The following is a 26900-nucleotide window of genomic DNA, read 5'->3' on the forward strand; positions in this document are numbered from 1 at the left end:
TCTTATATCAGACTCTTCCCCTACTCCTGTTAACTTTAGATTTTATCATCTATATCATCACATTTCTTAATTTAAGCTTAAACGTTTTTTAAGCTATATTTTAGCATTAGGCCTGAAATAACAATAAAAAAACCGGGAATATCCCGGCTTTTTTAAGGGTTAATATGTAAATTTTAGATTAATATCCTCTATGCAATCATTTGGAATACTATAGATGCGATGATTAGAATTATTCCTCCACCTAATCTAGATGAGATCTGGGCATATGAGATAAGGTTCATTCTCTTTGAAGCTCCTAGCACCTCTATATCTCCCGATCCTCCTCTGTTTGCCATACACAGTCCCGCTGTAATTGAAGACTCGATGGCATAGAATCCTACCAGGTGACCCATTAATCCTGCTCCTATAGTAGCTCCTACAACTATCATCAGTGCGATAATCACATTTGCTGGGGTGATTGCAGCGATGATCTCTCCTAGGTCTGTATAAGCTACCCCTACTCCTACCATCAGTACCCATGTCAGCTGCTTAGAGAAGAACTTCTGGAACTTTCCTGCACCCTGCTTGATAGACAGTGGGATAAGACCTAATCCGTTAAATGCCACTAGAGTTAATACTGTTAATGCATAGGTATGAATTCCAGATAGGAAGGAAACATTCTTATTTAAGAAAGTACCTATCATATAAGCTGAAAGACCCATCATGAACCCAACTGCCATATCTCTTGGAGTTACTTCTACCTGCTCATCCTCTTCTAACTGAAGGTTTCCTGCTCTTACAAGTTCTCCCTCTCCTGAAAGAACCTCATACTTCTTACCAATCTTATTAAGAACTGCCGCTACTACGATTGCCCAGATATTTGCAATAGTCAGTACTGCAATTGCATAGGAGTAGTAAGCTTCCTTAGGATTACCAGTTGCTGCCTCATAGATCTCAGACAGTGGAACTGCTCCTGCTCCGTTTCCTCCACCCATAGTAGGAAGTACATATAGCATCATGATCTCCTTTGGTGAGATCCCAAAGATAAATCCTCCCAGGATACCCATAATAGAAGCTCCTATTACTCCAGTTAAGATAGCTGGCAGGTAACCGATTAAAGATCTAAGTAGTAGTTTTCTGTTAACTGCAAAGATAGATCCAGTCATTAGAACTACAATATACAGAGTAAGAAACTTCGACTTCTTCATGAAGAAGGTAACAATATCTATCTCTCTCTCTGTAAACCATCCCTGATGTACAAACAGTGCTGCTGCTAGGAATATAAGAACTGGTGCTCCTCCGATATACTCCTTAAATACCGGCAATCTGTCTCCGATCTCTCCAAATATTGCTCCAAATACAAATGAGAATGCTAGTGCTCCCACAAGCCCCTTTGGTAGTGAATCTGTGAAGTGTACTAAAAGCACCGCCACAAGTGGAATTGAAAATAATTTTGCTGACATTCCAAATATCTTGAATTCAGCCTTTGATTTTTCTGAACTTACTGCTGCTGTTGACATTTTCCCTCCTAAATAATCACATAGTTAAATAATATTTCCCCGGTCCTGAAGAATATAGTTATGCCTGAAGATCTTCAAGCCTCCCATCAGAAGCTAAAAAGATTTTGAGTTAGAAATCCCTTAGCAATAAACTTCTCTTCAATACTAAATATAAACTGTCAGGTCCAATTGAGTTCCCCAACCCAATCACAGCATCCTGTATGTTGTATACAGGATATATGTCGATAGTGATTTTACATCACTATTATGTTTCTGTCAACAATTTGTTTCATTATCGTTCGTTAAGCGTTGTTTAACAAACATCTTTAAGCCTTGGTTAATATTGGTGTTCGTCCACTGTACCTTCTTTAAAATTTTCTTAAATTTTTAATCATTTCAAAAGTTTTTACTGAGTTATACAGTATACAGTACGTTCTGGCATTTAAGTTTTCTTTAGGTGGCTTTAAAAACTTATATTAACTCTCTTTCTCTATCTATTTTTAAGTCCCTACCACTACAAAAAACAAAAAAAGAGCCTAAGCTCTTTTTGCATTTTAGTATTGAATATTGGCCTTGATAAAGTCCCTGGATCTCTCAAGGTGCACCTTGTTTAGACTTCTTGCCTCTTCAACTGCCTTTTCCTTGATTGCCTCTACTATGGCCCTGTGATCGTTAAAGGCAACTTCCTTTCTGTCTCCGCTCTCTATAGCCATCCTTCTGAACCTTCTCAGGTATAGGTTTATATTGGTAATCATCTCAGTGACCCTGTCTAGGCTTGCTATATCATAGAGGGTGTCGTTAAACTCCGAGAAAAGCTTAAATACCTCCTTATCCTCACCACTTTCATCTATGAGGTCCTCTGTATCCTCCATGAGCCTTTCCAGCCTTCTTATATCCTTTTTCTTGGCATTGTTTATAACTTCCTCAAGGATTACTCCCTCCAAAGCTATTCTTATCCTATAGATCTCGTCTATATCCGACTTCTTGATGCTCTTTACCATTACTCCGCCCTTGGACTTGGATTCCACAAAGCCCTCCAGCTCCAGCATCCTAAGTGCCTCCCTTATTGGAGTCCTGCTTATCTGAAACTTTTCTGCATACTCAGTTTCCACAATCCTCTCTTCAGGCTGGATCTCTCCCTCTATTATAAGCCTCTTCAGCTCCTCATACACCAGCTCTCTTACCGATTTACTCTTCTTAATCACCATCTATCTTCACTCCCTGAGATAATCTCATCTCAATTCATAATGTTTTCTGTATACAAAGTACAGAGTATATAATAATATTATTTATACTTCCTTGTCAATTTAAAAATTCAACTATTAACTTTTTAAGCTCTCTATCTATACCATCCCTCTTACTATAATCTGAAATAAAATAAGGACTGAGATCTCTCTCAGCCCTTCTCTATAAACTTCCCACAATAAAATCTCTAGACCTCTCCAGGTGAAGCTTGTTCACTTCAAGAGCTTTAGAGATATCTTTCTCCTTTATAGCTTCCACTATCGCTTTATGATCCTTAAAGGCGATCTCCCTTCTCTCCTCATTTTCTATGGCTATCCTTCTGAAACTGCTCAGATATAGCTTGATATTGGTTATCATCTCTCTTACCCTGTTTAAATCCGCTATATCATAGAGTATATTATTAAATTCAGAGAAGAGCTCAAAAACTTCCTTCTCATCCTCATACTCTGCCATAAGATCCTCTGTATCCTCCATGAGTCTCGTCAGCCTACGGATATCCCTGGCTCCCGCCTTCTTGATTACTTCCTCTATAATAATGCTCTCAAGAGCTATTCTTATCCTATAGATCTCCTCGATGTCATCCTTGGTTATGGTCTTTACTATGACTCCCCCCTTGGACTGTGATTCTACAAACCCTTCCAGCTCCAGCATCCTTATAGCTTCCCTTATGGGAGTCCTGCTTATCTGAAACTTCTCTGCATATTCAGTCTCCACTATTCTTGACCCAGGTTCTATCTCTCCCTCTATTATAAGCCTCTTTAACTCCTCATACACCAGTTCTCTCATGGGTTTGCTCTTCTGTATTTTCATCTATATTCCATCCTTTAACTTCAAATTTCACTTCCCAATGTTTTCAAAAAAACATTACCTTTCCTTAGATATCTTAAGACCTTTTTCCTCCTTTGTCAATTACATCCATCCCAATTATTCCCTGCCTTCCCTTAATATCCTCAGTAGTTTAGAGAACCCCTCTCCTCTTTTGTGAAGATAATAACGTTTTTGACCAATAGGTGGTTAATTTTTACTCTCCCCAGCTTTCGACTTTTTTGTGAAAAAATTATATAATTATTACAAGATAAAAATATCACTAAAAAAACTCTTTAAAATCAATGTGTTTAAAGAACACTTTGGAAAAAGGCTTAAATCAACCATCATTTTAAAGGGCTTATTTTTTACCGGAATACAGAGATAAAAAATTGACATATAATTTCTAGGAGGAACTATTATGAAAAAAATATTTGAAGGATGTGCATCTATTTTACTGGGAGGAAGTCTTCTGTCTGGAATCTTCTACACTCTTGTTTCATTCAACTCATTAGTTGCTGTCAGCTAAAACTACTCATTATTGGACTAAAAAAAATACTTCAGGAGAGCTCTCGCAAGCTCTCCTTTTTTAGTTTCAAAAGATATAAAAAGCAACGTGACGTTGCATCCTTTCTAACCTTATGCAATAACTCTTTATAATGGAGTTAATCTATAATTCTATACTTTCCTTAGCAATAAAAAAGCAGCCTGAATCTCCAGGCTGCTTTTTTAGAATACATTTAGAAGTACACCGGCTGCCACTGCCGATCCGATTACCCCTGCCACATTTGGTCCCATTGCGTGCATAAGAAGGAAGTTGTGAGGATTCTCATCCTGTCCCACCTTCTGTACCACTCTGGCTGCCATTGGCACTGCTGACACTCCCGCTGCTCCGATCATAGGGTTGATCTTTCCACCGGTCGCTTTACACATTACCTTACCAAACAACACCCCGCTGGCTGTTCCTATAGAGAAGGCTGCCAGTCCAAGAGCTGTTATCTTCATCGTCTGTGGATTCAGGAAGGACTCAGCGTTAGCTGTAGCTCCAACTGTAATCCCCAGTAGAATAGTTACTATATACATAAGCGAATTTGTTGCTGCATCCACAAGCTTTGGTACCATTCCAGATTCCTTGATCAGGTTACCAAACATAAGCATTCCAACAAGCGGAGCTGCTGTAGGTAGTAGCATTACAACTAGGATAGTTACAATAATAGGAAAGGCTATCTTCTCATTCTTACTCACGTGCCTTGCCTGCTCCATCTTGATCTCTCTCTCCTCCTTAGTGGTAAGAGCCTTGATGATCGGCGGCTGGATGATTGGTACCAGGGCCATATATGAATAAGCTGCCAGAGCTATTGGTCCCAGTAGCTGCGGCGCTAGCTGTGAAGTCAGGTAGATAGCTGTAGGTCCGTCTGCTCCTCCGATGATACCTATGGAAGCTGCCTCTGGTCCAAGGAATCCCATGGCAATAGCCCCAAGGAATGCAAAGAAGATTCCAAACTGTGCTGCTGCCCCAAGTAAGATACTCTTAGGGTTGGCAATAAGGGGCCCAAAGTCCGTACTTGCTCCCACGCACAGGAAGATCAGCGGCGGATATACTCCATACTTAGTTCCCTGGTATAGCCAGTAGAAGAGTCCCCCCTTCTCCATAAGTCCTCCCCCTGGAAGGTTAACCAGTAACATTCCAAAGGCTATTGGGATCAGCAGGTAGGGTTCATATCCCTTTTTCACTGCAAGATACAGGAATCCACAGGCTATTAACATCATTATTACCTGCTGGATGGATAAAAGGGAAAAACCTGTACTGCTCATAAATTGAGTTATAATTTCTAACATTGTTTTCCTCCTATCCTAAAGATACTATTGCATCTCCTAAGTTTACTGCTGCTCCCTTTCCTACGTGGATCTCAGTTACAGTCCCCGCATCTGGAGCCAGGATCTCAGTCTCCATCTTCATAGCCTCAAGTACTGCCACAAGCTGTCCCTTAGCTACAGAGTCTCCTACCCTTACCTTAATGTCCACAATAGTTCCAGGCATTGGAGCTGTTACAGTCTCTCCCCCTACCATGGATTTCTTTGGAGTAGCTGGTGCCGGTGCTGTTTCTCCTAGGGTTGCAGGAGCTTCCACAGTCCCCTCTACAGTAGTTACCTCCTGCAACTCCACCTCATATGCCTTTCCATTTACCTTTATCTTATAGATCTTCTTCATCTCTTCAAATCCTCCGTCTATAGCTTCGTTATTCTTGTTATCCTATAGTTTGTATCCTTATTCTCTCCTGCTGCTTCCATGGATGCCACAAGGGCTGCCACCATCATATCCTCATCGGCTTCTAGCTCGGCCCAGTCCACTCCTGCCATCTCCACTGCTGGTGCTTTTTGCACTGGAGGTGCTGGCTTTGTCTCCGATTTCTGCTCCCCATAGGGAATATGTCTGAACAGCTCTAAGATTACCGATATGGCAAAGAGCAGTATAAATACTATACCCATGGCTATTGCTGTAAGCTGTAGACCCTCTGCAAAGGTCATTTGCTCTTGAAATATCAAGTTATTTCCTCCTTTTTCTTCTTCTTTCAATGTCACACTAATGTATATTTGAGATTTTTATCTGCCTTTAACAGTCGATCAAGCTTTGTACAGAATCTTTCTACCTCAGCCGTTAAACAATTTAAGTTTCTGACCGAGGGAAAGACTGTAGCTCATAAAGTCGATAAAATTAATATTTAGCCATTAAGACATTGTTAAAGGATCTCTTTTCTTGGTTCGTTCTTTGGAGAAGCAAAGAATGAACTAAATTATTAAATTACCAGGTTTATATGATACTCCTCTACTTCCTCTACCTGGGGCTTTCCTCTGTTCTCCAGGAACTTCTTTGCATTTTCCGGGAAGAGGGCATACATGAGTACATCCTCCTCAGATTTAGCCAGCTCCCCTATCTCTGCAGTGATCTTCTCAAACTCAGGCTCAATATCATCTGCAGGTCTGTGGTCGATGGGAGTTTCATCTCCGATTATTACCTTTTTTATCTCCTCGTCCACTGGTGCCGGCGACTGACCATACATTCCCATTACATAGTCCCTGATTTCCTTAGGTACTACCTTGTATCTGGCTCCAGTAAGGACATTGAATACCGACTGGGTTCCCACCATCTGAGACAGTGGAGTTACCAGTGGTGGATAACCAAGATCCCTTCTTACTCTGGGGATCTCGTTAAGTACATCCTCATACTTGTCTGCTGCTCCCTGTCCCTCCAATTGAGATAATAGGTTTGACAGCATTCCTCCGGGGACCTGGTACTTCAGGGTCTTAGGCTCCGTGTCCATCACCTTGGGGTTCAGGATTCCCTCGGCTCTGTACTTCTCCTTGATGGGCTTGAAGTAGTCGGCTATCTCAGCTAGGATATCCAGGTTTAGTTGTGGATCCCTCTCATGCCCCTTGAATACCTGGGCAAATACCTCGGTAGATGGCTGGGCTGTTCCCCCAGAGAATGGAGATATTCCCGTATCTATAATATCCACCCCGGCTTCCACTGCCTTCATATAGAGCATAGACGCAATTCCCGATGTACAGTGGGTATGAAGCTGCACAGGAAGGTCCGATACCTCCTTGATCCTTCTTATGAGCTCATAGGCTACACTGGGAAGGAGGATTCCCGCCATATCCTTGATACAGATGGAATCTGCACCCATGGCTCCTATCTCCTTCACCTTCTCCACATAGTAGTCCACTGTATGAACCTCACTTGTGGTATAGGCGATACACACCTGGGCGTGTCCACCATACTTCTTTGTAGCTTCCACAGATGTTCTGACATTTCTGTAATCGTTTAGGGCATCGAAGATCCTTATGATGTCGATACCGTTCTCTATGGATTTCTGCACAAACTTCTCCACCACATCATCTCCGTAGTGTCTGTACCCAAGCAGATTCTGACCTCTAAGGAGCATCTGAAGCTTGGTGTTCTTTACCCTCTTCCTTATCTCACGAAGTCTCTCCCACGGATCCTCATTGAGGAATCTAATGCAGGCATCAAAAGTAGCCCCTCCCCACACCTCCATGGCGTGGTATCCAGCCTGATCCATCTTCTCAAGGATTGGCAGGATCTCTTCAGTTTTAAGTCTGGTGGCTATGAGGGACTGGTGCCCGTCTCTAAGTGCCGTTTCCATTATCTTAAGCTTACTCAAAAAAACAACCTCCTGTTTTTATAATAAAACTTTAATCATCTCATATTTGACAAAATAAACTTTATACCATATTTAAGATACACATTTTAACATTTTTCTTCTTTATTTGCACTTTTTTTGAATATAAGATTTTTTTTCGAGACAATAATAAAAGTAAACGCCAGATAAGAATAAGTGCGTTAACTTATTATACTTCCTTAATTCATACTTCCCTCTATCCCAAAACTACTTTTCTCTTCCATAAAAAAACTCCTGCCTAAGCAGGAGTTCCCCTTATAATTTTACCAGATCTTTAGTTGTTCCATTGAGGATCTCATACCCGTCCCTCTTTACTACGATGTCGTCCTCTATCCTTACTCCCCCAAATCCTTCAAGGTAGATTCCAGGCTCGATGGTGATTACCATGTTTTCCTCAAGGACTATCTCCTCAGCCTTAAAGGATACCCCTGGATACTCGTGGATCTGAAGACCTATTCCGTGCCCCAGTCCGTGGGCAAAATACTCTCCATATCCCTTACCCTCAATATACTCTCTGGCTATCCTATCCAGCTCCCTGGTTGTTACCCCGGCCTTCACACTTTTCACTGCCAGCTCCTGAGCCTCTCTCACTGTATTATATACCTCCAGGTGCTTCTCTGTAGGGTTGCTTCCCAGGTAGATAGTTCTTGTCATATCAGATGCATACCCCTTGTAGAAGCATCCGAAATCAAACTTTACAAACCCTTCACTTTCAAGCTTCTTCTCACTTGCCACTCCGTGAGGCATAGCAGATCTGTAGTTTGATGCTACGATTATATCAAAGGAAGGCCCGTCTGCTCCCCTCTTCTTCATCTGATACTCAAGCTCTGTAGAGAGATCCTTCTCCACAGCTCCTTCCTTTATAAGGGGTTTTATAGCTGCAAAAGCTTCATCTGTTATCCTAGCTGCTTCCCTTATTATCTCTATCTCCTCAGGAGTCTTTATCATCCTTTCTCTCAGGAAGATATCCCCAAGGTCCACAAAATCTATCCCTTCAAAGTTTTTCTCAAAGCTTCTGAACTGAGAAAGGCTCACAGAGGTATCCTCTATAGCCAGCCTCTTCACACTGTTTTCCTTAAGAAGCTCTGCCACCCTTTCAAGGGGCTGTCTGTCCTCCCTCACTACCTCAAAACCATTGGGAACTACCTGAGCATCTGCCTGCTCTGTATATCTAAAGTCCGTTATAAAGTATCTCTTCTCTCCCGTTGCAAGAACTACCCCTGTAGTCCCTGTAAATCCTGAAAAATACCTTACATTTAACATATTGGTAATTAATATTGCATCTGCATTTTTTTGATCCATTATCTTATTTAGTTTCAAATCTATCCCCCCTCTTTTTTCTCATTATACAGTATTCCCCTCCTGGGGAAAATAGACTTTTGCAAAAATATAGGATTTTTAAACCTTAAAGACCTTATTTTAGATACTGCTTGAAGGTTGTCTCACCTATCTGGCAAAAAATAAAAAAGACCGCCCTCTACTGGGCGGCCTGCTGCCTTTGATCGTCCTTACTTTCAGTATCCTCTACATACTCCTGAAGTTCGCTGTCCCATACATACCACTTACCATCTACCTTCTTAAAGTAAGGCTCCCGCTTCATAATAGACCTCCTTCTGTATCTCCTTCTTCCCTTGCTGTTATCTTATTATTCTGAAGTTTCTTCCCCTTTCCTTTTTCTTAACCCTCTCTATGGTACACTAAAAAAGCAACGTGACGTTGCATCCTGATAATCAGCAGGAATCCTTATTTCTTCATGTAATTTTTTTATAAATTCTATACTTTCTTTAATAATAAAAAGAGACCCTGAGGTCTCTTGGTTTTAATATACTATCTTTCCGCCCCCTACAACTAATCCCTTGTAGTAGACCACCATATGCTGTCCTGGAGCATTCTGGGCATTCTCCTCTGTATATTCAAAGAAGACTCTTCCATCATGGGTGACAATCCTTCCTGGAAGGCCCCTGCTTGAAAACCTCGGTCTGGCCACAAGCTCCTTCCCATGAAGTTTCTGAAGCTCCACAAGAAATACCGTGTCCACAAGCTCCACCTTGGATCTCATGAGCTCATCAAAGTCTCCCAGAACTATCTCATTGCTCTCAGGCCTTATCTCGGTGATAAAGTATGCTCTGGGAAGAACTATTCCCAGCCCCCTTCTCTGGCCTATTGTATAGAGCTGATACCCCTCGTGCTGTCCAAAGATCTTTCCCTCCTTGCTGACAAAGTTCCCTGGTTCGATCCTATCCTCAAGTTTTCTCTTAAGGTACTCCTTATACCCCTCTGGGGCAAAACATATCCCCTGACTATCCTTCTTGGCGTGGGTTGATATCCCCGCCTCCCTGGCCATCTCCCTTACCTCAGGTTTCTTATATGAACTCAGAGGAAACAGCATCCTCTTAACTACATCCTCCCCCAGTCTGTAGAGCATATAGGTCTGATCCTTGAGGTCATCCTCAGCAAGCTTCAGCAGGCTTGCATCCAGTTCCTCACTATACTCCACATCGCAGTAATGCCCCGTAGATATATAGTATGCTCCCATCCTGTTGGCTGCCTCTATGAGCTTCTTTATCTTTATCTTCTCATCACACACTATACACGGAGACGGAGTCATCCCCCTGTTATACTCCTCTATGAAGTAATCCACTACCTCCCTGTCAAACTCCTCCACAGCGTTCACCACATAGTGGGGGATATCCACCTTGTGGCAGGCTGTTCTGGCATCAAAGATATCATCTAAGCTGCAGCACGTCTTCACATTGGGGTTCTCACTGGTCTCATCTCCCAGGTGCTTCAGGGTCACCCCTATTACCTCATACCCCTGCTCCTTTAGGAGGAGGGCAGCCACAGAGGAATCCACTCCCCCGCTCATTCCCACTACTACTCTTTTTTTATCTAACATATCTTATCCTTTCTTTGAGAAAGAAAGTTTTAGAAAACTTCTTTCATTAAAAACTTTTATAAATTATAATTTTTCATTACTTTTAAGTATTCAAATTTCTTTGCATTACTTCTGTCTTGAAACAGAAGTAACCAAGAGTTCAAGGCTCATTGAAAATAACTATTCCATAATCAAAAAAGTTTGAAAAAATCGTATCGTCTGCCACACCCTTGTGATAGTCGACGAATATTTTTCTAAACTTTCTTTTCATATTTCATCTACGCTATTTTCAAATAGCCAAGCTCAATTTATACTTAAACCAATTTTTCTTTTACGAAATAAAATAGTATCCTTTAACTTCTTTACATCTTACCACAACAAAATTCATATAATACTCTTTAATCTTATGAACTTTTTCTTTTATTTCCTCACAATTCTTCTCTTGGTTACTATGCAAGCACAATAGTTCCTTTAAGTCTTTCCTCAATACACTTACAGATGATAGAAGACCCCTACTAGGATGACAACATCTTAAAACCCCAACTTCTCTTGTTATTGTATTTAAGTTATTTTCTATAGTTGATAAATGAGAAAAAATAACATCTATATAAAATTCTAAATTTTCTCCTGTATATCCTGAACTCTTAAATATTGAACCCATGAATCCATCAATTCCTCCCTCTAACTCATGTGTTATTTTACGTACTCTATTTCTTTCTGGAATTACAACTGTCATTACATATGTAAGTAAACTTACAAATAAACCTGATAAAATTGTCTGAAATAAATTAACATAAGAATTTTTTGAATCTAAGTAACAAAAAAATAAAATCATTAGAATTGTATTAAATACTAAAATAACTTTCCAACTTTTTAGAGTTAAATTATAGAACTTCCTACTAACTGAACTAGATACATATTCTTTATAAGCTTTTACTATTTTATATTCTCTATATACCTTTAATTCCATTTTTTCTCCCTTCAGATATATTGATTCCAGTAATTTTCAATTTTTTATTTAATTTCATTACAATAGCTTACTTTAATTCTTCGTTTGCCGACTGCAGATAGTCGTCGAGCTCCACTTATCCTCTACCTCGTTTCGTTGTACTCATTAGGTTCTATCTAGAGCCCCTAAAAGAAACGGAAGCTATGTTATACTTCCAAAGACAATTATCGGAAGTCTTGATTTTTCGGATACATTTGTATCAAGATAAAGGTATCAAATTTTTTTAGGTACCTTTTGTATCAAGACAAAAGGCACAACTCACATCACTATATTTTATCATAAAATTATAATTTTAATTACCCCCATCCCTTTCTTAGATTTCCTCTTATTTTTTAAGGAAAACACCCACCATATAGGTGGACTTTGTCCACTTATTTATTAAATTTATATAAAACATATTAAATTTTTAACAAAAATTTGATTATTATTTCAAGGTTATGCTAATCTTGTACCGTAATTAGATATTACAAGTGTATTTTCAAAAAAACAATGATTAGGAGTGTGTATGAAAAGAAGAGAATTTTATATCATAAGTGGATTGGTAATGTTTTTGTGTATGGGGACGATCTACTCATGGGGAGTTTTTCAAAAACCCCTTGTTGAGGCCCTTAAAGACGCCCACGGAGTAAGCATATCATCTACCATGGCAAGTATGCCCTACACAGTATTTTTAATGTTTTATGCTTTTTCCATGCCTGTGGCTGGGTTATTTATCAAAAAGATAAACCCGAAGATCCTTGCCATAGGAGGATCGCTGCTCATATCTATAGCATGGATCCTCGCGGGAACTGCTGACAGTATTGAGTTTATTATAGCTACCTATGGAGTTCTTGGGGGAATTGGTGTAGGTATAGTATATGGTATACCTATGGCTATTGTAACTGAGTGGTTCCCTGACAAAAAAGGTTTTGCTGTGGGACTGACCCTTTTGGGATTTGGGCTCTCTCCATTTATCACTGCTCCTCTCGCTACTGAGCTGATAATAATGTTTGGGGTATTTTCTGCCTTTAAGATCCTGGGAGTAACATTTGCTGTTATCCTGAGTCTTCTCTCCCTTACCCTTAAGTTTCCGGAGAAGAAGGAAGGCCACCACTACGTAGGAACTGGCCCATCTGGAGAATTTACTCCTGTGGAGATGGTAAAGACTCCTACTTTCTATGCTTTGTGGACATGTTATGTCATCGGGACCTTCTCAGGTCTTATGATCATAGGACTTTCCAGCAGCTATGCCCAGGAGGTTGTTAACCTTACTCCGGTAAAGGCAGCTTTCTTCACATCCTTCTTTGCCATCTTCAATGGTATAGGAAGACCCATCTTCGGTGCCCTTACAGATAAACTGGGAACAAAGAGGACTATCGCTATATCCTATACCCTGATAATAACTGCAGGAGTTCTTTCCTTGTTATTTGCAGGAAATATCATCGTCTTTGCCGTGGCCTTTGCCATAATGTGGCTAAACCTTGGAGGTTGGCTGGCTATTGCCCCTGCTTCCACGGTAAACTTATTTGGAAAGACCCACTATACAGCAAACTACGGGATCCTCTTTACTGCATATGGAATAGGAGCCCTTATCCAGGGGTTTGTTGGAGGATATATTAGGGAGACCTTCGGTTCCTATGCATATATCTTCTATCCTGTAATCCTGGTCTGTGCTCTGGGACTACTGCTGTCATCAGGATTTATCAAATCAAAGAAAAAAGCTGCTGATGCAGCATAAAAAGAGCAGCTGTCTTATGACAGCTGCTTTTAATTTATCCCTTGTCTATTCTGTTTCCCAGTTTTTTATCTATCAATTCCTCTATATCAGCCAACAGTTCCTCCTTGAGATTTTTCATCTCATTTTGTCTTGTATGAAATTTTTCTATATCTTCCATAAGCTCCTTCCTAAACTTATCGTTCTCATCCTGCTTTACAGAGTGCTCCTCAGTTTCAGAGCTGAGGATTATCCCAAGGGAAAAACTCAGTAGGAATACTCCCAGGATAGACTCTATAACTGCCACAGTCTGAGCAACCCAGCTCTCTGGATATATATCTCCAAATCCAACACTGGTAAGGGTTATAAAGCTGTAGTAGATATGTCTGAAGTAAAGTTTTACTCCACCCAGGTCCTCCGCCATCTCCAGACTCATATTAGAGAAGGCAGGTTCAGGGGACAGAGTTGTTATGAGAGCATAGACAAATCCAAAGCTTACCCCCATACTTACATAGGTCATAAACACTATTATGGTGTCCCTTCCCGTTGGCTTTCTCCTCTTGAAGATCACATCTAAGAACACATACCTTATGAGGACTATGTGTCCTATGGCGATAGCCAGAAGATTCAGTCCCGTTACACCTATATAGAAGAAGCTGGACCTGTCTATCTCTACCCTTCCTCCCTTGGACTGTATCCCCATGAAGAGGGGAACAAAGAGGAGAAAGTAGAGGATCATATATATGGCATAGAGGGGATTTTGCCTTATCTTTCTCAGAAAGCCAATCCTGAAAACAAAGAGTACCGGAGCTATATTCATAAATATCATAGGGAAGTAGTTAAAGAGTACTCCCTCGATATCCCCTATATACTCCCCATTGGGGTTATTTATCTCTGCCAGCAGAGCCAGAAGAAGGGAGAGTATAAAAGCCAGAGCCAGCACCTTTCTACTTCTCAGAGCTCCATAACTATTGATAACTTTTCTTAGCCGCCTAAACAAATCTATCACCTCTCAAAGGAGATATGTATCTCTCCCACATCATAGTTTCTTCTCTCACCCTCTACATCCACAACAAGGGTTCCGTCGGAAGCTACCTCCCTGGCCACTCCCTCCTCAATCCTGTTTCTGAGATCTATCTTTACGGGTCTGTTTTTCAGGTAGTTTTTGGAGTTAATTTCATAGAGAAGCTCGCTCCACCCTCCCATGAGAAATTTACTATAGCATCTCTTAAATTCCTCTATAATTTTAAGAGCTACCTCCTCCGGTTCATAGGATCTGCCGCTCTCTCTGGAAAGGGATGTTGCCCTTCTCTCCAACTCCCCAAACTCGGTATTGTTAACATTTACCCCTATACCTATGATAAAGAATCCCTCTACCTTCTCCACCAGGATTCCCGATACCTTTTTTTCATTTAGGTATACATCGTTGGTCCACTTAAACTGATAATCCCCAGCCTCTATACCCTCCAGAGCTCTCAGTACCGATACTCCCACCACAAGGGGTAGTTTTCTCCACTCCTCCAGGGGAAGATACTCCTCCTCCTTGAGGGCAAAGGAAAATAGTGCTGCTCCCTCAGGGGACTTCCACTCATTTCCCCTTCTTCCCCTTCCTGCAGTCTGTACTTCTGCTATAGCCATATCGTAGTTTTCCAGATCTCTTCTTCCCTTTAAGAAGGTATTTGTAGAATCTATCTCATTAAACCTGTATATTCTCATTCCTCTTTCCTCCTATCTCCTTTATCTCTCTCAGCCTCGTCTATTAACCCTATTATATCACGCTAAAGAAAATTTTTATTCCCCTTTAATCTATTTTTTAGATTGATCTACCGATAAGCTGCAAACTACGACTCATCCTTTGCAGGTTGGACCTTCAACGAGGACCTTCCCCTTGAAAAATAATTCAAATTAATAAGCAAACTAAAAAGAGGAGTTCATCTCCTCTTCTTTTATTCCATAACCTAATATCTCAATATAAAAGTCTGTCCTCCTTGGCTCTCCAACTCTGAAAAACCTCTATGGATTCCCTCCTCATAAGCTGTTCACTGGGAATTTTTCTCAGGGAGTGGGGAAGACAGAATTCCTTGTAGAGATCCTCATCTATGAATCCCGCTTCCGCTGCATCCCCCATCTCACAGGCAAAGAATATCCTCTCAATCCTCGCCCAGTATATGGCAGATAAACACATGGGACAGGGCTCACAGGATGTGTAGATTACGCATCCCTCCAGTGAAAAGGTATCCAGGTTTCTGCAGGCATCCCTTATGGCGTTTATCTCTGCATGGGCTGTGGGATCGTTGCTGCTGGTAACTGTGTTATATCCCCAGCCTACCACCACTCCATCCTTTACCACCACTGCTCCAAAGGGGCCGCCCTTATCATTTTCCATACCCCACCGGGCAAGGTGTATAGCTTCCTCCATATATTTCCTCTTCATCTCTTCCCTCCTATAAAAACTTCTATACTAGGAAAGACAGGCTTTCCTTCTAAGAAAAGAGAATTTCCTCAAAATATATCCCCTAGATAAAAAATGGGACTTTGAGATTTAAATTATTTTTTCGTTGCTGATTTATACAGATTAAAATCAGAAGTACAAACCACACAAGTCAATAAGAATTCAGGTTTGAAATTAAAGCGGCTGTCTGCAGGCTGTCGTCTAGCTTCACGTTAATAACTTACTTCATTGCGTTTAGCTACTTCAGGCTCTGTAGAGAGTCCAGGAGAGCAATGGAATGTTTGGAGTCCTCACAAAGACAATTGCCGGAAGACTTGATTTTTGGGATACATTTGTATCAAGACAAAAGTATCGAATTTTCTTTGGGCACTTTCCTCAAATAAAAAGGATCCTTATAGGATCCTTTTTTTTAGTCACACTCAATTACATCCCCGTCATTGGGTATAACTGCCTTATTCTCCAGTTTATTCTCCCTCATGAGTTCCCTGAGGATCTTTCTGTCTATGAGGCAGTGATCCATGGCTTCCATGTGGTTTAGTATAACCCTTCCAGAGGAAAGTTCCACTGCTTCCAGCAGTTCATCCTCGGACATGAGGAGGGGTTTTCCCACTGCCAGCTTGGCCTTTCCCCCTGCCACTACAGTCCACTCGGGTTTCAGATCTGTTATCACCCTTCTTACCTCATCTGTAAGAACTGTATCCCCTGTTATATATAGGGTGGGCTCCCCTGGCATGGCTATAAAATATCCCACACCATGGCCCATAGCCCTTCCTATCCATCCCCAGCCATGCCTTGCTGGGACAGGCCTTATACTTCCGTCAAAAAAGAAGTTCTCCTGGGAGTTCTTCAGGGGTATCACCTTAAGCCCCCTCTTCATAAGGACTTCCTCATCCTCCTCCGAGCAGAAAACCACAATACTGTGCCTCTTGAGGTAATCTATAGCAGGTTCATCTATATGATCAAAGTGGGTATGGGTTATTAGAGCATGGGTTACACCATTTAACCTCTTCTCCATATCTTCAGGGAGTTCCACCGTGGGATTGGTTCTCTTAAACCTCAGCAGCTTAGTGCCCCTGAGAGAAGGCAACCTTCCCTTGGGAGAAAACATGGGATCTACCACTACCTTATACTCTCTCAGTGTTATTATTATTGTTGCGTGACGTATCTGCTCTATCAACATCTTTATTCACCTCTTTATCCCTTCTCTTCAGGGGAGTCCTTCAAGGAAGTGATTCTTTCTTAAGAGCACCCCTGACATCCTACACACCCATCATAAGGTTACTGCCTTAAAATGAATTTTTCTTTAAACTCCCTACATATTAATAATTCACAACCTTCGCTCCCTTTCCTCCCCACACCTGATCTTTTTTCCCATCCACTGGAGGAAATCCTATACTTTTTTAATAATTAAAAATGGCGGAGGTTTAAACCTCCACCATCTTTACATAGCCTTCTGCTGAATAAGTCCGTGATATACCCTTACTATGGTCTCAAGAGCTTTAGAGGTATATCCAAAGGCCGGATTGTGGAGAGCAGCTGTATGCCCCTCCTCTACATTCCTTGTTCCCGTTAAAAACATAAATGTAGGGGCTATATCCCTGTAGAAGGAGAAGTCCTCAGACCCAGTCATCTTCTTGGATTCCTCTGCCTCTATTCCCAGTTCTTCCAGAACCTCCACCATATCTCCATAGAGTCCTGCATCATTCACCATGGCAGGGTAGTTGGGCTTGAAATCCATATGAATCTTTATTCCGTAAGCCTCCTCATAACCCCTGTTCAGTGCCTCTATCCTCTCCCTGGATATATCTATATACTTGGAGTCATACATCCTAATAGTCCCCTCAAGCTGGATATTGTTTGGAATTATATTCCTTGCTCCCCCAGGCTGAAACACTCCGTCTACCTTGGATCCCGTCAGAAACTTTCCTATGGTAAATAGATACATATCATCTGGATGGACATTTCTAGACCTAATGGTCTGGTAGGCCCCTATGAGCTCCGAGGTAACCACAACAATATCTATCCCAGTATGGGGCTGGGCTCCGTGACACCCCTGCCCCTCTATATCCCACTCTATATTCACATTCTGGGCAGAGACATACCCCTCCCTTACAGCTACCCTGCCCTCATCCATCTCTGGGTTTACATGGGTAGCAAAGAAGCACTCTATCCTCTCCCTGTACTTCTCAAAAACCTCATCTCCTATAACATAACGTGCACCTCCGCACCCCTCCTCACCAGGCTGGAATATAAATAGAAGAGATTTTTCAAGGACCTTCCCCTCCCTTATCCCCTCATCTACCTGAAGGATTGTCTCCAGGAGAGCCGAAGTGTGAGCTGAGTGCCCGCAGGCATGGGAGAATCCCTTGTTTACAGAGGGGGATATGTGGTGGGAGTTATCTGCCAGGGGAAGGGCATCTATATCCGCCCTGAAGGCTATGACCTCATCCCTTCTTCCCTTAAAGTATACAAGGGTTCCCGTCCCCCCTGCCGCCTCATAGGCTATCCCGTTCTCCTCTAAGGTCCTCCTTATAAAGTCTGCAGTTTTATACTCCTCCATCCCGATCTCGGGTATCGAGTGGAGCACTCTGTCTAGCTCACATAGTCTATTCAATCTCATCCCCTCCCTCTATTATTCTTCCGTCAACTATTACATAGAGAGGGTCCTGGATAGTCACAAAGGGCTTCTCCCTCCAGATAACTATATCTGCATCCTTCCCTATCTCTATGCTTCCTATCCTGTTCTCTACCCCCATAACCCTTGCAGGGTTTATGGTCACCGCTTCCAGAGCTTTCCTGTACTCCATCCCCTTGGAGATGGCAAGGCCTGCACAGATTGGCAGGTACTGCAGGGGAATTACCGGGGCATCTGTAATGAGGCATACATCCCTTCCCTGGGAGAGCTTCACCACATTGTTAAACCCCTTTCCCCTGAGCTCCGACTTACCTCTGGCTCCCAGGCTTGGTCCCAGAAGCAGAGGTACATCCTTCCTCTCCAAATACTCCAGTACATCTACCCCGCAGGTCACATGATCCAGGGTATACCTTACATCAAACTCCTCGGCTATCCTTATGGCAGTAACTATATCGTCACCCCTGTGGGCATGGATCTTAAGGGGCTTCTCTCCCTTCATTACGGGGATCATGGCCTCATACTTTTCATCGTATTCCTCATAGTTCCCCTGGCTGTACTCCCTGCTCTTTCTCAGGAAATCTCTCAGGTTCCCCGCTATCCCCATCCTCGTCATATCATATCTCTTCTTGGGATTTTCCCCCAGGGCCACCTTCATACCTATATATGGATCTACAACTATATCCTCCACTACACTCCCATAGGTTTTTATGCAGGCATACTGTCCCCCTACAAGGTTAGCCGATCCTGGACCACTGGCGCAGGCTGTGATCCCGGCCTCCCTTGCTTCCTTAAAGGTAATATCCAGAGGATTTATGCCGTCTATGGCCCTCAGGTGAGAGGAGATCAGGCTGTTGGGTTCATTGTGTTCTGCATGAAAGGTCCCCGCTGAATCGGTCTTCATTCCCAGATGTGTGTGGGCATCCACAAGCCCCGGTGTCACATAGGCACCTCCGGCATCTATACACTTTTCTTCAGCATCCATGTCTAACGAGCTCCCAGCCTCTACTATGGCCTCTATCTTCCCCTCTCCGATCTTAATATGATATACTCCGTCCTCTACTCCGCTGCTGAGTATCCTTGCATTTTTTATAATCATATTCCCTCCTCAATAAATTTAAATTAAGTTCATAGTAACCCCAGGGCCAATTGGTAACCCCAGTAGGATCCAAAGAATAAACATTGCCGTCATAGTTAATAGAAGTACCATGGAATATGGAATTGTGAGAGCAAATATAGTTCCCATCCCAAGATCACGGTGCTCCTTCTCCCCTGGCCTCAGAGGTATTTTATTGCTTGCCTTATACTGAGCCAGCAGCCCCAGTACAACCGGCAGAGCCGAGTGAAGGGGAGAGATTATATTGGTACACGAATCTCCTATCCTGTAAGCCAGCTGTGCATAGGCCGGATGAACATTTAATACTGTAAACATTGGAACAACCATGGGAGCTATAAGGAGCCACTTGGATGAACCACTTGTCATAAATGGGTTTATCATAGTTGTCACTACTATAACCATTAGACACAGAGGAACAAGGCCTACGTCAGCACTCTTTAGCAGCTCCGCCCCCTTAATTGCAAGTATCTTAAATATATTGGACATATTTAACAGCTTTATAAATATAGAAGCTGCAAAGGCAGTTGTTAGAAATGGCACTGCCTGAGTCAGCCCCATGCTTATAATTTTCGGAATATCTCTGCTTGTCTTGATTACCCCTGTACCTATACCATATGGTATCCCCGTTGATAGGAATAGAGCAGATATTATCACTATAATGGACTGGAAGAGCGGCGACTTAGGAAGGAATCTTCCCTCACTATTTCTGAAGAAAGCCCCCTCTGGAAGAGACAGCAGAAGCATTATTCCCAGGAAGATAAGGAAACCAATAAAAGCATACCTCAATCCCCTCTCCTGCTCTGAACTTATCTTGTGGTTCTCCAAAAGCGACTTATCCTCTATTCCATCTCCGTCCCCCACCATGGGAATTACAAACTTTTCAGTAAAGATAGTAACTGTTAGGGACATGAGCAACGTGGCACTTGCCATAAAGAAGTAGTTCACCACTGGAGATATTGATACCTCCACCCCCATGGATCTCACTGCATTCTCTGTTATTCCTGCCAGAAGGGCGTCTGTTCCTGCAAGGAAAAGGTTTGCTGTAAAGCCTCCGCTGCATCCTACATAACCCAGTATAACTCCCACCAGTGGGTTTCTTCCCAGGGCTGCAAAAACCACTCCCCCTATGGACACTGCAAATATAGTACCTGCATCGGACATAAGATTGGCATTTATTGCTACAAATACAAGGGCAAATGTAATAAGTGATTTAGGTGCCTTCAATAGATACTTCTTCATAAATGTTTCAAAGAAACCTGTCTTCTCTATAAAAGCACTGGCTATCATCATAATCATCACAAGCTTCATAGGTGCGTAGGATATGAAGATATCCGGTATATTCTCCACTATATACTGAAGATTTTCCCTGGATAGTAGGTTTACCGTAGCTACCGTGGTTTCTCCTCCGGCTTCCCCCAGCTTCTTTCCCACTCCAAAGTAGGTAACCTCAAATCCCAGTTTGCTCAGGATAAAGGATGACACCATAGTTATCCCTATTAGCATACTAAACAGTATAAATGGATGGGGCAGCTTATTCCCTCCCCTCTCAATAATATCGATAAACCTGTTCATCAGGTTTCCCCTCTTCTTCCCCTTTAATACTAATTCCTTCACGTCTAACCTCCCCTTTAGTTAACAAAAGCATTTTAATGTTAACTATATAATTTCTAATGTATATAGTCCATAGGAGAGGTAAAATCAAGCTTTTGTATCCTTTTGTTCTTTTTTTAGGCAGACTTTTTTAACTGAGAATAATAACTAAAAAAGCCCCATTCCGGGGCTCTCTCTTAAAATCCATTGTATTTCATAATATACCTCTAAAAGGAGATAACTAAGGAAGTCCCCTATAATATCTACTTCAATCCTTTCCCTTTCCTCTTAAACTATCCCTGTAGTTGGAGCATTAAATATTTTCAGCTGCTATATTGATCCTGTCCCTTAAAGCTGCCACTAAACCAGATACAATCAATGTTGGTATTAGCCAGGCAAAGCCCTCTGAGGAGAAGGGCAGAATATTGAATAAGTGCTCTATGCTCTCTGATATTCCTGATCTTGCCACTACCTCCAGCACACTGAAGGCCAATCCCGTATATATGCTTCCCTTGAATACCCTATGATCCTCCACCTTGGCTATATTAAGAGCTATAAGGATTATTGTGGCAGGGTAGAGGATAGTCAGTATAGGTACAGCTATATCTATTATAAATCCAAGCCCCGTTGCAGCTAGTACTGCTGATACTGTACACACAGCTACAGTTATTCCTCTGTAGGAAAACCTGCTCCTCTCAGAGAAGAAGTCGGAAGCTATGGCAACCAGGGCAACAGAGGTTGTTAAACATGCCACAGTTATGCACAGCCCCAGTGCTCTTATTCCATATGTTCCCAGGGTAACTTTAGCAAAGTACATTACCAGTTCCGCTCTGCTCAGTCCCAGGTTATTCCCGTTGGCCATGGCTCCCAGATAGAGAAGTCCTCCATATACCAGAGCCATTCCTACCCCTGAGATAATTCCTGCTCTTACTATCATGGACCTCTGCTCAGATTCCCTCACATATCCATTGGCTTTTAATCCCTTAACTATTATTGCCCCTAATATTACTGAAGTTATGGCATCCATCGTCTGATACCCTCCGAAGAATCCATATGAAAATGAGTTCTGATCTATTACCTTGTCCCCAGGTACTCCAAACCCCATTAGAGCTCCCTTGATCATTACTACCGACAGAATAGAAAGGATTATCGGTGTAAGGTACCTTCCTATATTATTCATTAATTTGGAAGGATTCATAACTAAAAAATATACAACTACGAAGTAGATAGATGACACCAATAGCGGATTAAGCCCTCCAAGATTAGGAGCTATCCCCATCTCATATGCCGTTGCGGCTGTTCTTGGGATTCCAAGCATAGGCCCTATGGCCAGTATCAACAGGGTAAAGTAAGCTGTATTAAACTTACCGGAAACCCTATGGGCAAACTTATTTACATCTGTAGCTCTGCTGAATGCCACCAGTCCCCCTACCGGAAGGCAGATACCTGTAATAAAAAATCCCGATGCAGCTATTAGCCACTCCCTACCTGTTGTAACTCCTATCTCCGGAGGAAATATAAGGTTCCCCGCTCCAAAAAACATAGCAAATATTGCCAGTCCAAATACAAATACATCATTTTTCCTTCTCATGTCACCACTCCCAATATTACTTTTTTAGTACTTTTGTAGGTTTCTACTATAACATTTGTTACGTGGCGATAATAAAGGTGTTTTTTTAATTTATAGTATTTTTGTGGTATTTTAATGATACTCCACCTCACCAAGTAACTCTGTGGGATATGGCATCTTTTAAATCTTTGTACTTCTAAAGATTAAAGAAAAAGCAGCGTGACGTTGCATCCCTGCAAACATATAGAAGTTCTTATTTTTTCATGGATTTTTTCAATTCTATACCTTCCTTAATAATAAAAACCCTGAGGTTAGCCTCAGGGTTTTACCTTCCCATTGCTTTGATTTAAGTTTTTTCAGCTTTTCTTAATTTGTTAATCTTCTTCAAGTTCTTCTTTAATTTTTTTAGTCTCTTAATCTTTTCATAGGTCATAACTCCACCTCCTACAGATTAATACTGAAGTATGAAGTTTATATCCTGCTTTTTGTTTAAAGGTGTTAAAGATCGTTAAACTATTTTCTCTAGTGATAACGCTATTTTCTTTTATGCATATCTTGAATTTATTCTTTATAGAAAAAGAGACACCCCTGTGTCTCCCTTTGCTTAAATTAATGTCTTTCCTTCATTGCCCTGTCGATCTGCCTCTGCTGATCCTTCTTAGCCATCGACTGTCTCTTATCATAGTTTTTCTTACCCTTACCCAGGGCAATCTCCATCTTTACAAGTCCCCCCTTGGTATAGATGGAAAGGGGAAGTATGGTATACCCCTCCTGCTTTACCTTTTCATGAAACTTCTTTATCTCCCTCTTGTGGAGAAGAAGCTTTCTTACCCTGCTCTCATCTGGGTTATATACACTTCCATACTCCCAAGGAGTTATATTCATATTCATCACAAACATCTCATCTTTTATAATTCTTACAAATGATTCCTTGATACTTACCTTACCGGCTTTTATGGACTTTACCTCACTCCCGATAAGCTCCATTCCTACCTCTAATCTATCCTCTATAAAATAATCGTGAAAAGCCTTCTTATTCCTCGCTAGTACCATATTTCATACTCCTTTTTAGTACAAATTTCTAAGCTTAATTATACTATGTTTATCCTGTATTTTCAACCAGCCTTCCCTAGGGTAAAGCTTATCCCATAAACTATCAATCATAATAGAACTTTAAAAAAGAACGTAATCATTCTTTTATGATAGGAATTCTATCCTTTTTGTGCTACAATATTTTGATTTTTTAAGGAGGAACTAATTATGAGAAAGATCTACACACTTTTATTCAGCCTTATGGCTTTAACTGCTTCCATTTTTGCAAGGGAAGTGGATATTAAAATCCTTGCGTCATCCGATGTACACGGAAGGATCTCCCCGTGGGACTACTCCACAGATACAGAGAACTACTCTGGAGGATTCTCTCAGATCTCCACCCTTATGGATGAGTACAGAGATGAAAACAAGAATGTTATACTCCTTGACCTAGGGGACGCTATTCAGGATAACAGCATCGAGAAGTTCAACAGCATCTACTTTGCAGAGAACTTCCACCCGGTAATGAGGATCTACAATGAGATAGGCTATGACTTCATCGTACCTGGAAACCACGAGTTTAACTTCGGTATGGAGTTCCTGGACAAGGCCTACTCTCAGTATAACGGAAAGGTTCTGGCTACCAACCTCTACAGAGACAACGGTGAGCACTACTATACACCATCTGCTGTTGTAGAGAAGGACGGAGTTAAGATTGGTATCATAGGAGCTACTACCCCTATGACTGTAAAGTTCGAGGAGGATACAGATAACCTGGACGGAGTTGAGTACAGAGAGATTATCTCAGAGATCAGGAAGGAGGTGGCAAACCTACAGAAGCAGGGAGTTGATGCCATCGTCCTTGCAGGACACCTGGGAATTGAAAATGAAAACAATATAACTAATACAGGTCTTTCAGATATTGCTAAGGAGATCCCTGAGATCGACCTTATGCTGGGAGGACATGCCCACAAGGAGGCTTCAGAGGTAGTTGTCAATGGGACACCTATTACTATGCCGTATAAGTATGGAAAAGATATCTCAGTTGCTACCCTTAAGTTCGATGTAAATAAGAAGGGAACTGAGCTGACTTCCAAGGAAACCGAGACTGTTTCTGTAAAGGGAGTGAAGTCGGATAAGGCTGTGGAGAAGCTCTATGAGAGATTCCACAATATGCTGAGAGAGGAAGCTAATATAGTTGTTGGAGAGACAAAGAGAGACCTGGTACCGGCAGATGAGTTCAGAGGTATTCCTGCTATCCATACAGTGGATTCTGGTCTGTCTACACTCTTTGGAAAGGTTGGTTTCTACTTCTCAGACGCTGATGTTATTGCCCTGTCAGTGGATCAGGACAAGGCAAGACTGGACAAGGGACCTATCAAGGTAAAGGATATAAACTTCAACTACAGATATACTGGAGGGGACATCACTGTCTACGAGGTTACCGGTAAGGACCTGAAGAAGTACCTTGAGTGGTCTGCTGGATTCTTCAACACTCTAAAAGAGGGAGACCTTATCCTAAGCTTCGATCTGGACAGAAGAAGTGAGAAGTATGCTACCTTCGACTTTGCCAAGGGGGTTACATATGATATCGACATCAGAGAGGAAGCTGGTAACAGAATCAAAGACCTGACTCTAAATAATGGTACCCCTGTTAAGGAAGATACTATTATAAAGCTTGGTATGAACTCATACAGAATGGACAGAATGCTTGGAGCAGGTGGTCCCCTAGAGGGAAGTACTACAGTTAAGAAGCTTTGGGCTTCCAAGGAGGCTTACGGACTCAAGGACGGTACTATCAGATATATGACTATGAAGTATATCAGAGAGGCTAAGAATGGGGTTATCGAGGGAGAAGCTGCCAACAACTGGAAGATCATAGGTTTACCTGATTCCGAGGATGCCCACCTGGCTAAGAAACTTCTAAATGAAGGAAAGATCCAGCTCCACACTAAGGGAAGAGCAACTAATATAAGATCTATCAATGTAGATGACATCAAGAAGTTCAAATAGAAGTTAAGTATTCCATAGGAACAGCTTTTCAAGCCACCAGGGTTTGGAAGGCTGTTTTTTTATGGATATTTTCATTGTTTTAACAGACATAAAATATTCATTCTTGACACCTATAACCATAAGACTTAAAATATCCTTGATTCAAATTTAAAGGGGGATTTTTTTATGAAAAGGTTTATGAAACAAATACTGGTTTTATTTTTTATCATCTCTACATGTACATTTGCCAAGGAGATAAAGGTAGGACTTATCCTGGCTATGGGAGGACTGGGAGATAAGTCATTTAACGACTCTGCTTACAGGGGGCTTAAGAAGGCTGAGAAGGATTTTGATATAGAGGTAAAGTATGTTGAGCCCAGCTCATGGTCGGAGGACAGCATCTTCATTACCGAGTTTGCTGAAAACGACTACGATCTTATAATAGCTACATCATACACAGCTCAGGATGCTATGACTGAGTTAGCAGGAGAGTTTCCGGACACAAAGTTTGCCATTGTAGATACTACCATAGAGGGAGTTCCAAATACTGCTTCCCTTGTGTTCAGCGAGGAGGAGGGATCGTTCCTGGTTGGAGCTCTGGCTGCTATGATGAGTGAAAACAACTCTGTGGGATTCATAGGAGCAGTGGACATTCCTTTAATCAACAACTTCAGAAGGGGATATGAGCAGGGAGCCAAGTATATCAACCCTGAGATCTCTACAACTGCTATCTATATAGGAGGGAATGCTCCCTTCAACGATCCTGTAAAGGGAAAGGAAGCTACGTATTCTCTGGCTAACCAGGGAGTGGACGTAGTTTACCACGCTTCTGGTAACACAGGGGTAGGAATGATGGAAGCTGTTAAGGATCTGGGAATCTATGCTATCGGAGTAGATTCCGACCAGGACTACATGGTTGAGGGACAGGTTATCACATCCATGCTGAAGAATGTGGATAATGCTGTATATGCCCTTATCAAGGATACTGTAGAGGGTAACTTTGAAGGGAAGGCCTATAAGTTTGGTCTTGCTGAGGACGGAGTAGGAACTACAGACTTCAAATATACCAGAGAGGTTATCGGTGAGAAGAAGATCCAGAGGTTAGAGGAGATCAAGAAGGATATCATCGACGGAAAGATAGTTATAAAGTAAATTAAAAGTGCAGAAGAAATTCTGCACTTTTTTTTATTAACCTTACAAATCATTTGG

General features: G+C 41.7%; 23 protein-coding genes. 3 read left to right on the top strand and 20 right to left on the bottom strand.

Features of this window, described 5'->3' with window-relative positions; translation table 11 throughout:
- Positions 1-188: 188 nt before the first annotated feature.
- The 11 genes from citS to QMG11_RS15330 form a co-directional block, all read right to left on the bottom strand.
- On the bottom strand, positions 189-1499 hold the full coding sequence (gene citS / locus QMG11_RS15280) for a citrate/sodium symporter CitS (protein WP_281837157.1): 1311 nt from the start codon (positions 1497-1499) through the stop codon (positions 189-191).
- Between the two features lie 533 nt (positions 1500-2032).
- Entirely contained in the window at positions 2033-2686 is a 654-nt protein-coding gene (locus tag QMG11_RS15285; RefSeq protein ID WP_281837158.1) for a GntR family transcriptional regulator, read from the bottom strand.
- Between the two features lie 199 nt (positions 2687-2885).
- Complete coding sequence (locus QMG11_RS15290) at positions 2886-3533, bottom strand: GntR family transcriptional regulator (RefSeq protein ID WP_281837159.1); 648 nt, start codon at positions 3531-3533, stop codon at positions 2886-2888.
- Positions 3534-4256: 723 nt separating this feature from the next.
- Entirely contained in the window at positions 4257-5366 is a 1110-nt protein-coding gene (locus tag QMG11_RS15295; RefSeq protein ID WP_281837160.1) for a sodium ion-translocating decarboxylase subunit beta, read from the bottom strand.
- A gap of 10 nt (positions 5367-5376) precedes the next feature.
- Complete coding sequence (locus QMG11_RS15300; RefSeq protein WP_281837161.1) at positions 5377-5739, bottom strand: biotin/lipoyl-containing protein; 363 nt, start codon at positions 5737-5739, stop codon at positions 5377-5379.
- Between the two features lie 17 nt (positions 5740-5756).
- Entirely contained in the window at positions 5757-6074 is a 318-nt protein-coding gene (locus QMG11_RS15305) for an OadG family protein (RefSeq protein ID WP_281837162.1), read from the bottom strand.
- 251 nt (positions 6075-6325) lie between these two features.
- Positions 6326-7711, bottom strand: a complete 1386-nt coding sequence (locus QMG11_RS15310) for an oxaloacetate decarboxylase subunit alpha (protein WP_281837163.1) — start codon at positions 7709-7711, stop codon at positions 6326-6328.
- Positions 7712-7984: 273 nt separating this feature from the next.
- Complete coding sequence (locus QMG11_RS15315) at positions 7985-9049, bottom strand: M24 family metallopeptidase (protein ID WP_281837164.1); 1065 nt, start codon at positions 9047-9049, stop codon at positions 7985-7987.
- A gap of 157 nt (positions 9050-9206) precedes the next feature.
- Positions 9207-9329 (bottom strand): hypothetical protein, encoded by a 123-nt coding sequence (locus QMG11_RS15320; protein ID WP_281837165.1) that lies wholly within the window; start codon positions 9327-9329, stop codon positions 9207-9209.
- Between the two features lie 219 nt (positions 9330-9548).
- Positions 9549-10625, bottom strand: a complete 1077-nt coding sequence (gene mnmA / locus QMG11_RS15325; protein WP_281837166.1) for a tRNA 2-thiouridine(34) synthase MnmA — start codon at positions 10623-10625, stop codon at positions 9549-9551.
- A gap of 310 nt (positions 10626-10935) precedes the next feature.
- Positions 10936-11574: a hypothetical protein gene (locus tag QMG11_RS15330; RefSeq protein WP_281837167.1), complete on the bottom strand. Its 639-nt coding sequence runs from the start codon at positions 11572-11574 to the stop codon at positions 10936-10938.
- A 544-nt stretch (positions 11575-12118) separates the two neighbouring features.
- Between QMG11_RS15330 and QMG11_RS15335 the strand changes: the two genes are divergently transcribed.
- Complete coding sequence (locus QMG11_RS15335) at positions 12119-13330, top strand: L-lactate MFS transporter (protein WP_281837168.1); 1212 nt, start codon at positions 12119-12121, stop codon at positions 13328-13330.
- Between the two features lie 34 nt (positions 13331-13364).
- Here the strand turns inward: QMG11_RS15335 and QMG11_RS15340 are convergent, their stop codons facing one another.
- The 9 genes from QMG11_RS15340 to smpB all read right to left on the bottom strand — a co-directional run bounded on the left by QMG11_RS15340 (position 13365) and on the right by smpB (position 23720).
- Positions 13365-14306: a potassium channel family protein gene (locus QMG11_RS15340; protein ID WP_281837169.1), complete on the bottom strand. Its 942-nt coding sequence runs from the start codon at positions 14304-14306 to the stop codon at positions 13365-13367.
- 5 nt (positions 14307-14311) lie between these two features.
- A complete protein-coding gene (locus tag QMG11_RS15345) occupies positions 14312-15022 on the bottom strand; it encodes a biotin--[acetyl-CoA-carboxylase] ligase (protein WP_281837170.1) in 711 nt (236 codons plus the stop codon).
- A 250-nt stretch (positions 15023-15272) separates the two neighbouring features.
- Positions 15273-15740 carry a nucleoside deaminase gene (locus QMG11_RS15350; protein ID WP_281837171.1) on the bottom strand — a complete coding sequence of 156 codons (468 nt, stop codon included), beginning with the start codon at positions 15738-15740 and terminating at the stop codon, positions 15273-15275.
- Between the two features lie 427 nt (positions 15741-16167).
- Complete coding sequence (locus QMG11_RS15355) at positions 16168-16938, bottom strand: MBL fold metallo-hydrolase (RefSeq protein WP_281837172.1); 771 nt, start codon at positions 16936-16938, stop codon at positions 16168-16170.
- Between the two features lie 261 nt (positions 16939-17199).
- Positions 17200-18372 (bottom strand): M20 metallopeptidase family protein, encoded by a 1173-nt coding sequence (locus tag QMG11_RS15360; RefSeq protein ID WP_281837173.1) that lies wholly within the window; start codon positions 18370-18372, stop codon positions 17200-17202.
- Positions 18365-19489: an amidohydrolase family protein gene (locus tag QMG11_RS15365; RefSeq protein ID WP_281837174.1), complete on the bottom strand. Its 1125-nt coding sequence runs from the start codon at positions 19487-19489 to the stop codon at positions 18365-18367. The genes QMG11_RS15360 and QMG11_RS15365 overlap by 8 nt, the downstream gene beginning before the upstream one ends.
- Positions 19490-19507: 18 nt before the next feature.
- Positions 19508-21121 carry an AbgT family transporter gene (locus tag QMG11_RS15370; protein WP_281837175.1) on the bottom strand — a complete coding sequence of 538 codons (1614 nt, stop codon included), beginning with the start codon at positions 21119-21121 and terminating at the stop codon, positions 19508-19510.
- 289 nt (positions 21122-21410) lie between these two features.
- Positions 21411-22688, bottom strand: a complete 1278-nt coding sequence (gene brnQ, locus QMG11_RS15375) for a branched-chain amino acid transport system II carrier protein (RefSeq protein ID WP_281837176.1) — start codon at positions 22686-22688, stop codon at positions 21411-21413.
- Between the two features lie 588 nt (positions 22689-23276).
- Positions 23277-23720, bottom strand: coding sequence for an SsrA-binding protein SmpB (smpB, locus tag QMG11_RS15380; protein ID WP_281837177.1), 444 nt, complete (start codon positions 23718-23720; stop codon positions 23277-23279).
- A 207-nt stretch (positions 23721-23927) separates the two neighbouring features.
- On the opposite strand from smpB, the gene QMG11_RS15385 reads away from it, so the two are divergent.
- On the top strand, positions 23928-25712 hold the full coding sequence (locus QMG11_RS15385; RefSeq protein ID WP_281837178.1) for a bifunctional metallophosphatase/5'-nucleotidase: 1785 nt from the start codon (positions 23928-23930) through the stop codon (positions 25710-25712).
- Positions 25713-25877: 165 nt separating this feature from the next.
- Complete coding sequence (locus QMG11_RS15390; RefSeq protein ID WP_281837179.1) at positions 25878-26843, top strand: BMP family lipoprotein; 966 nt, start codon at positions 25878-25880, stop codon at positions 26841-26843.
- The last annotated feature ends 57 nt before the right edge of the window (positions 26844-26900 follow it).

Source organism: Propionigenium maris DSM 9537, assembly GCF_027925155.1.
Lineage (GTDB): Bacteria > Fusobacteriota > Fusobacteriia > Fusobacteriales > Fusobacteriaceae > Propionigenium > Propionigenium maris.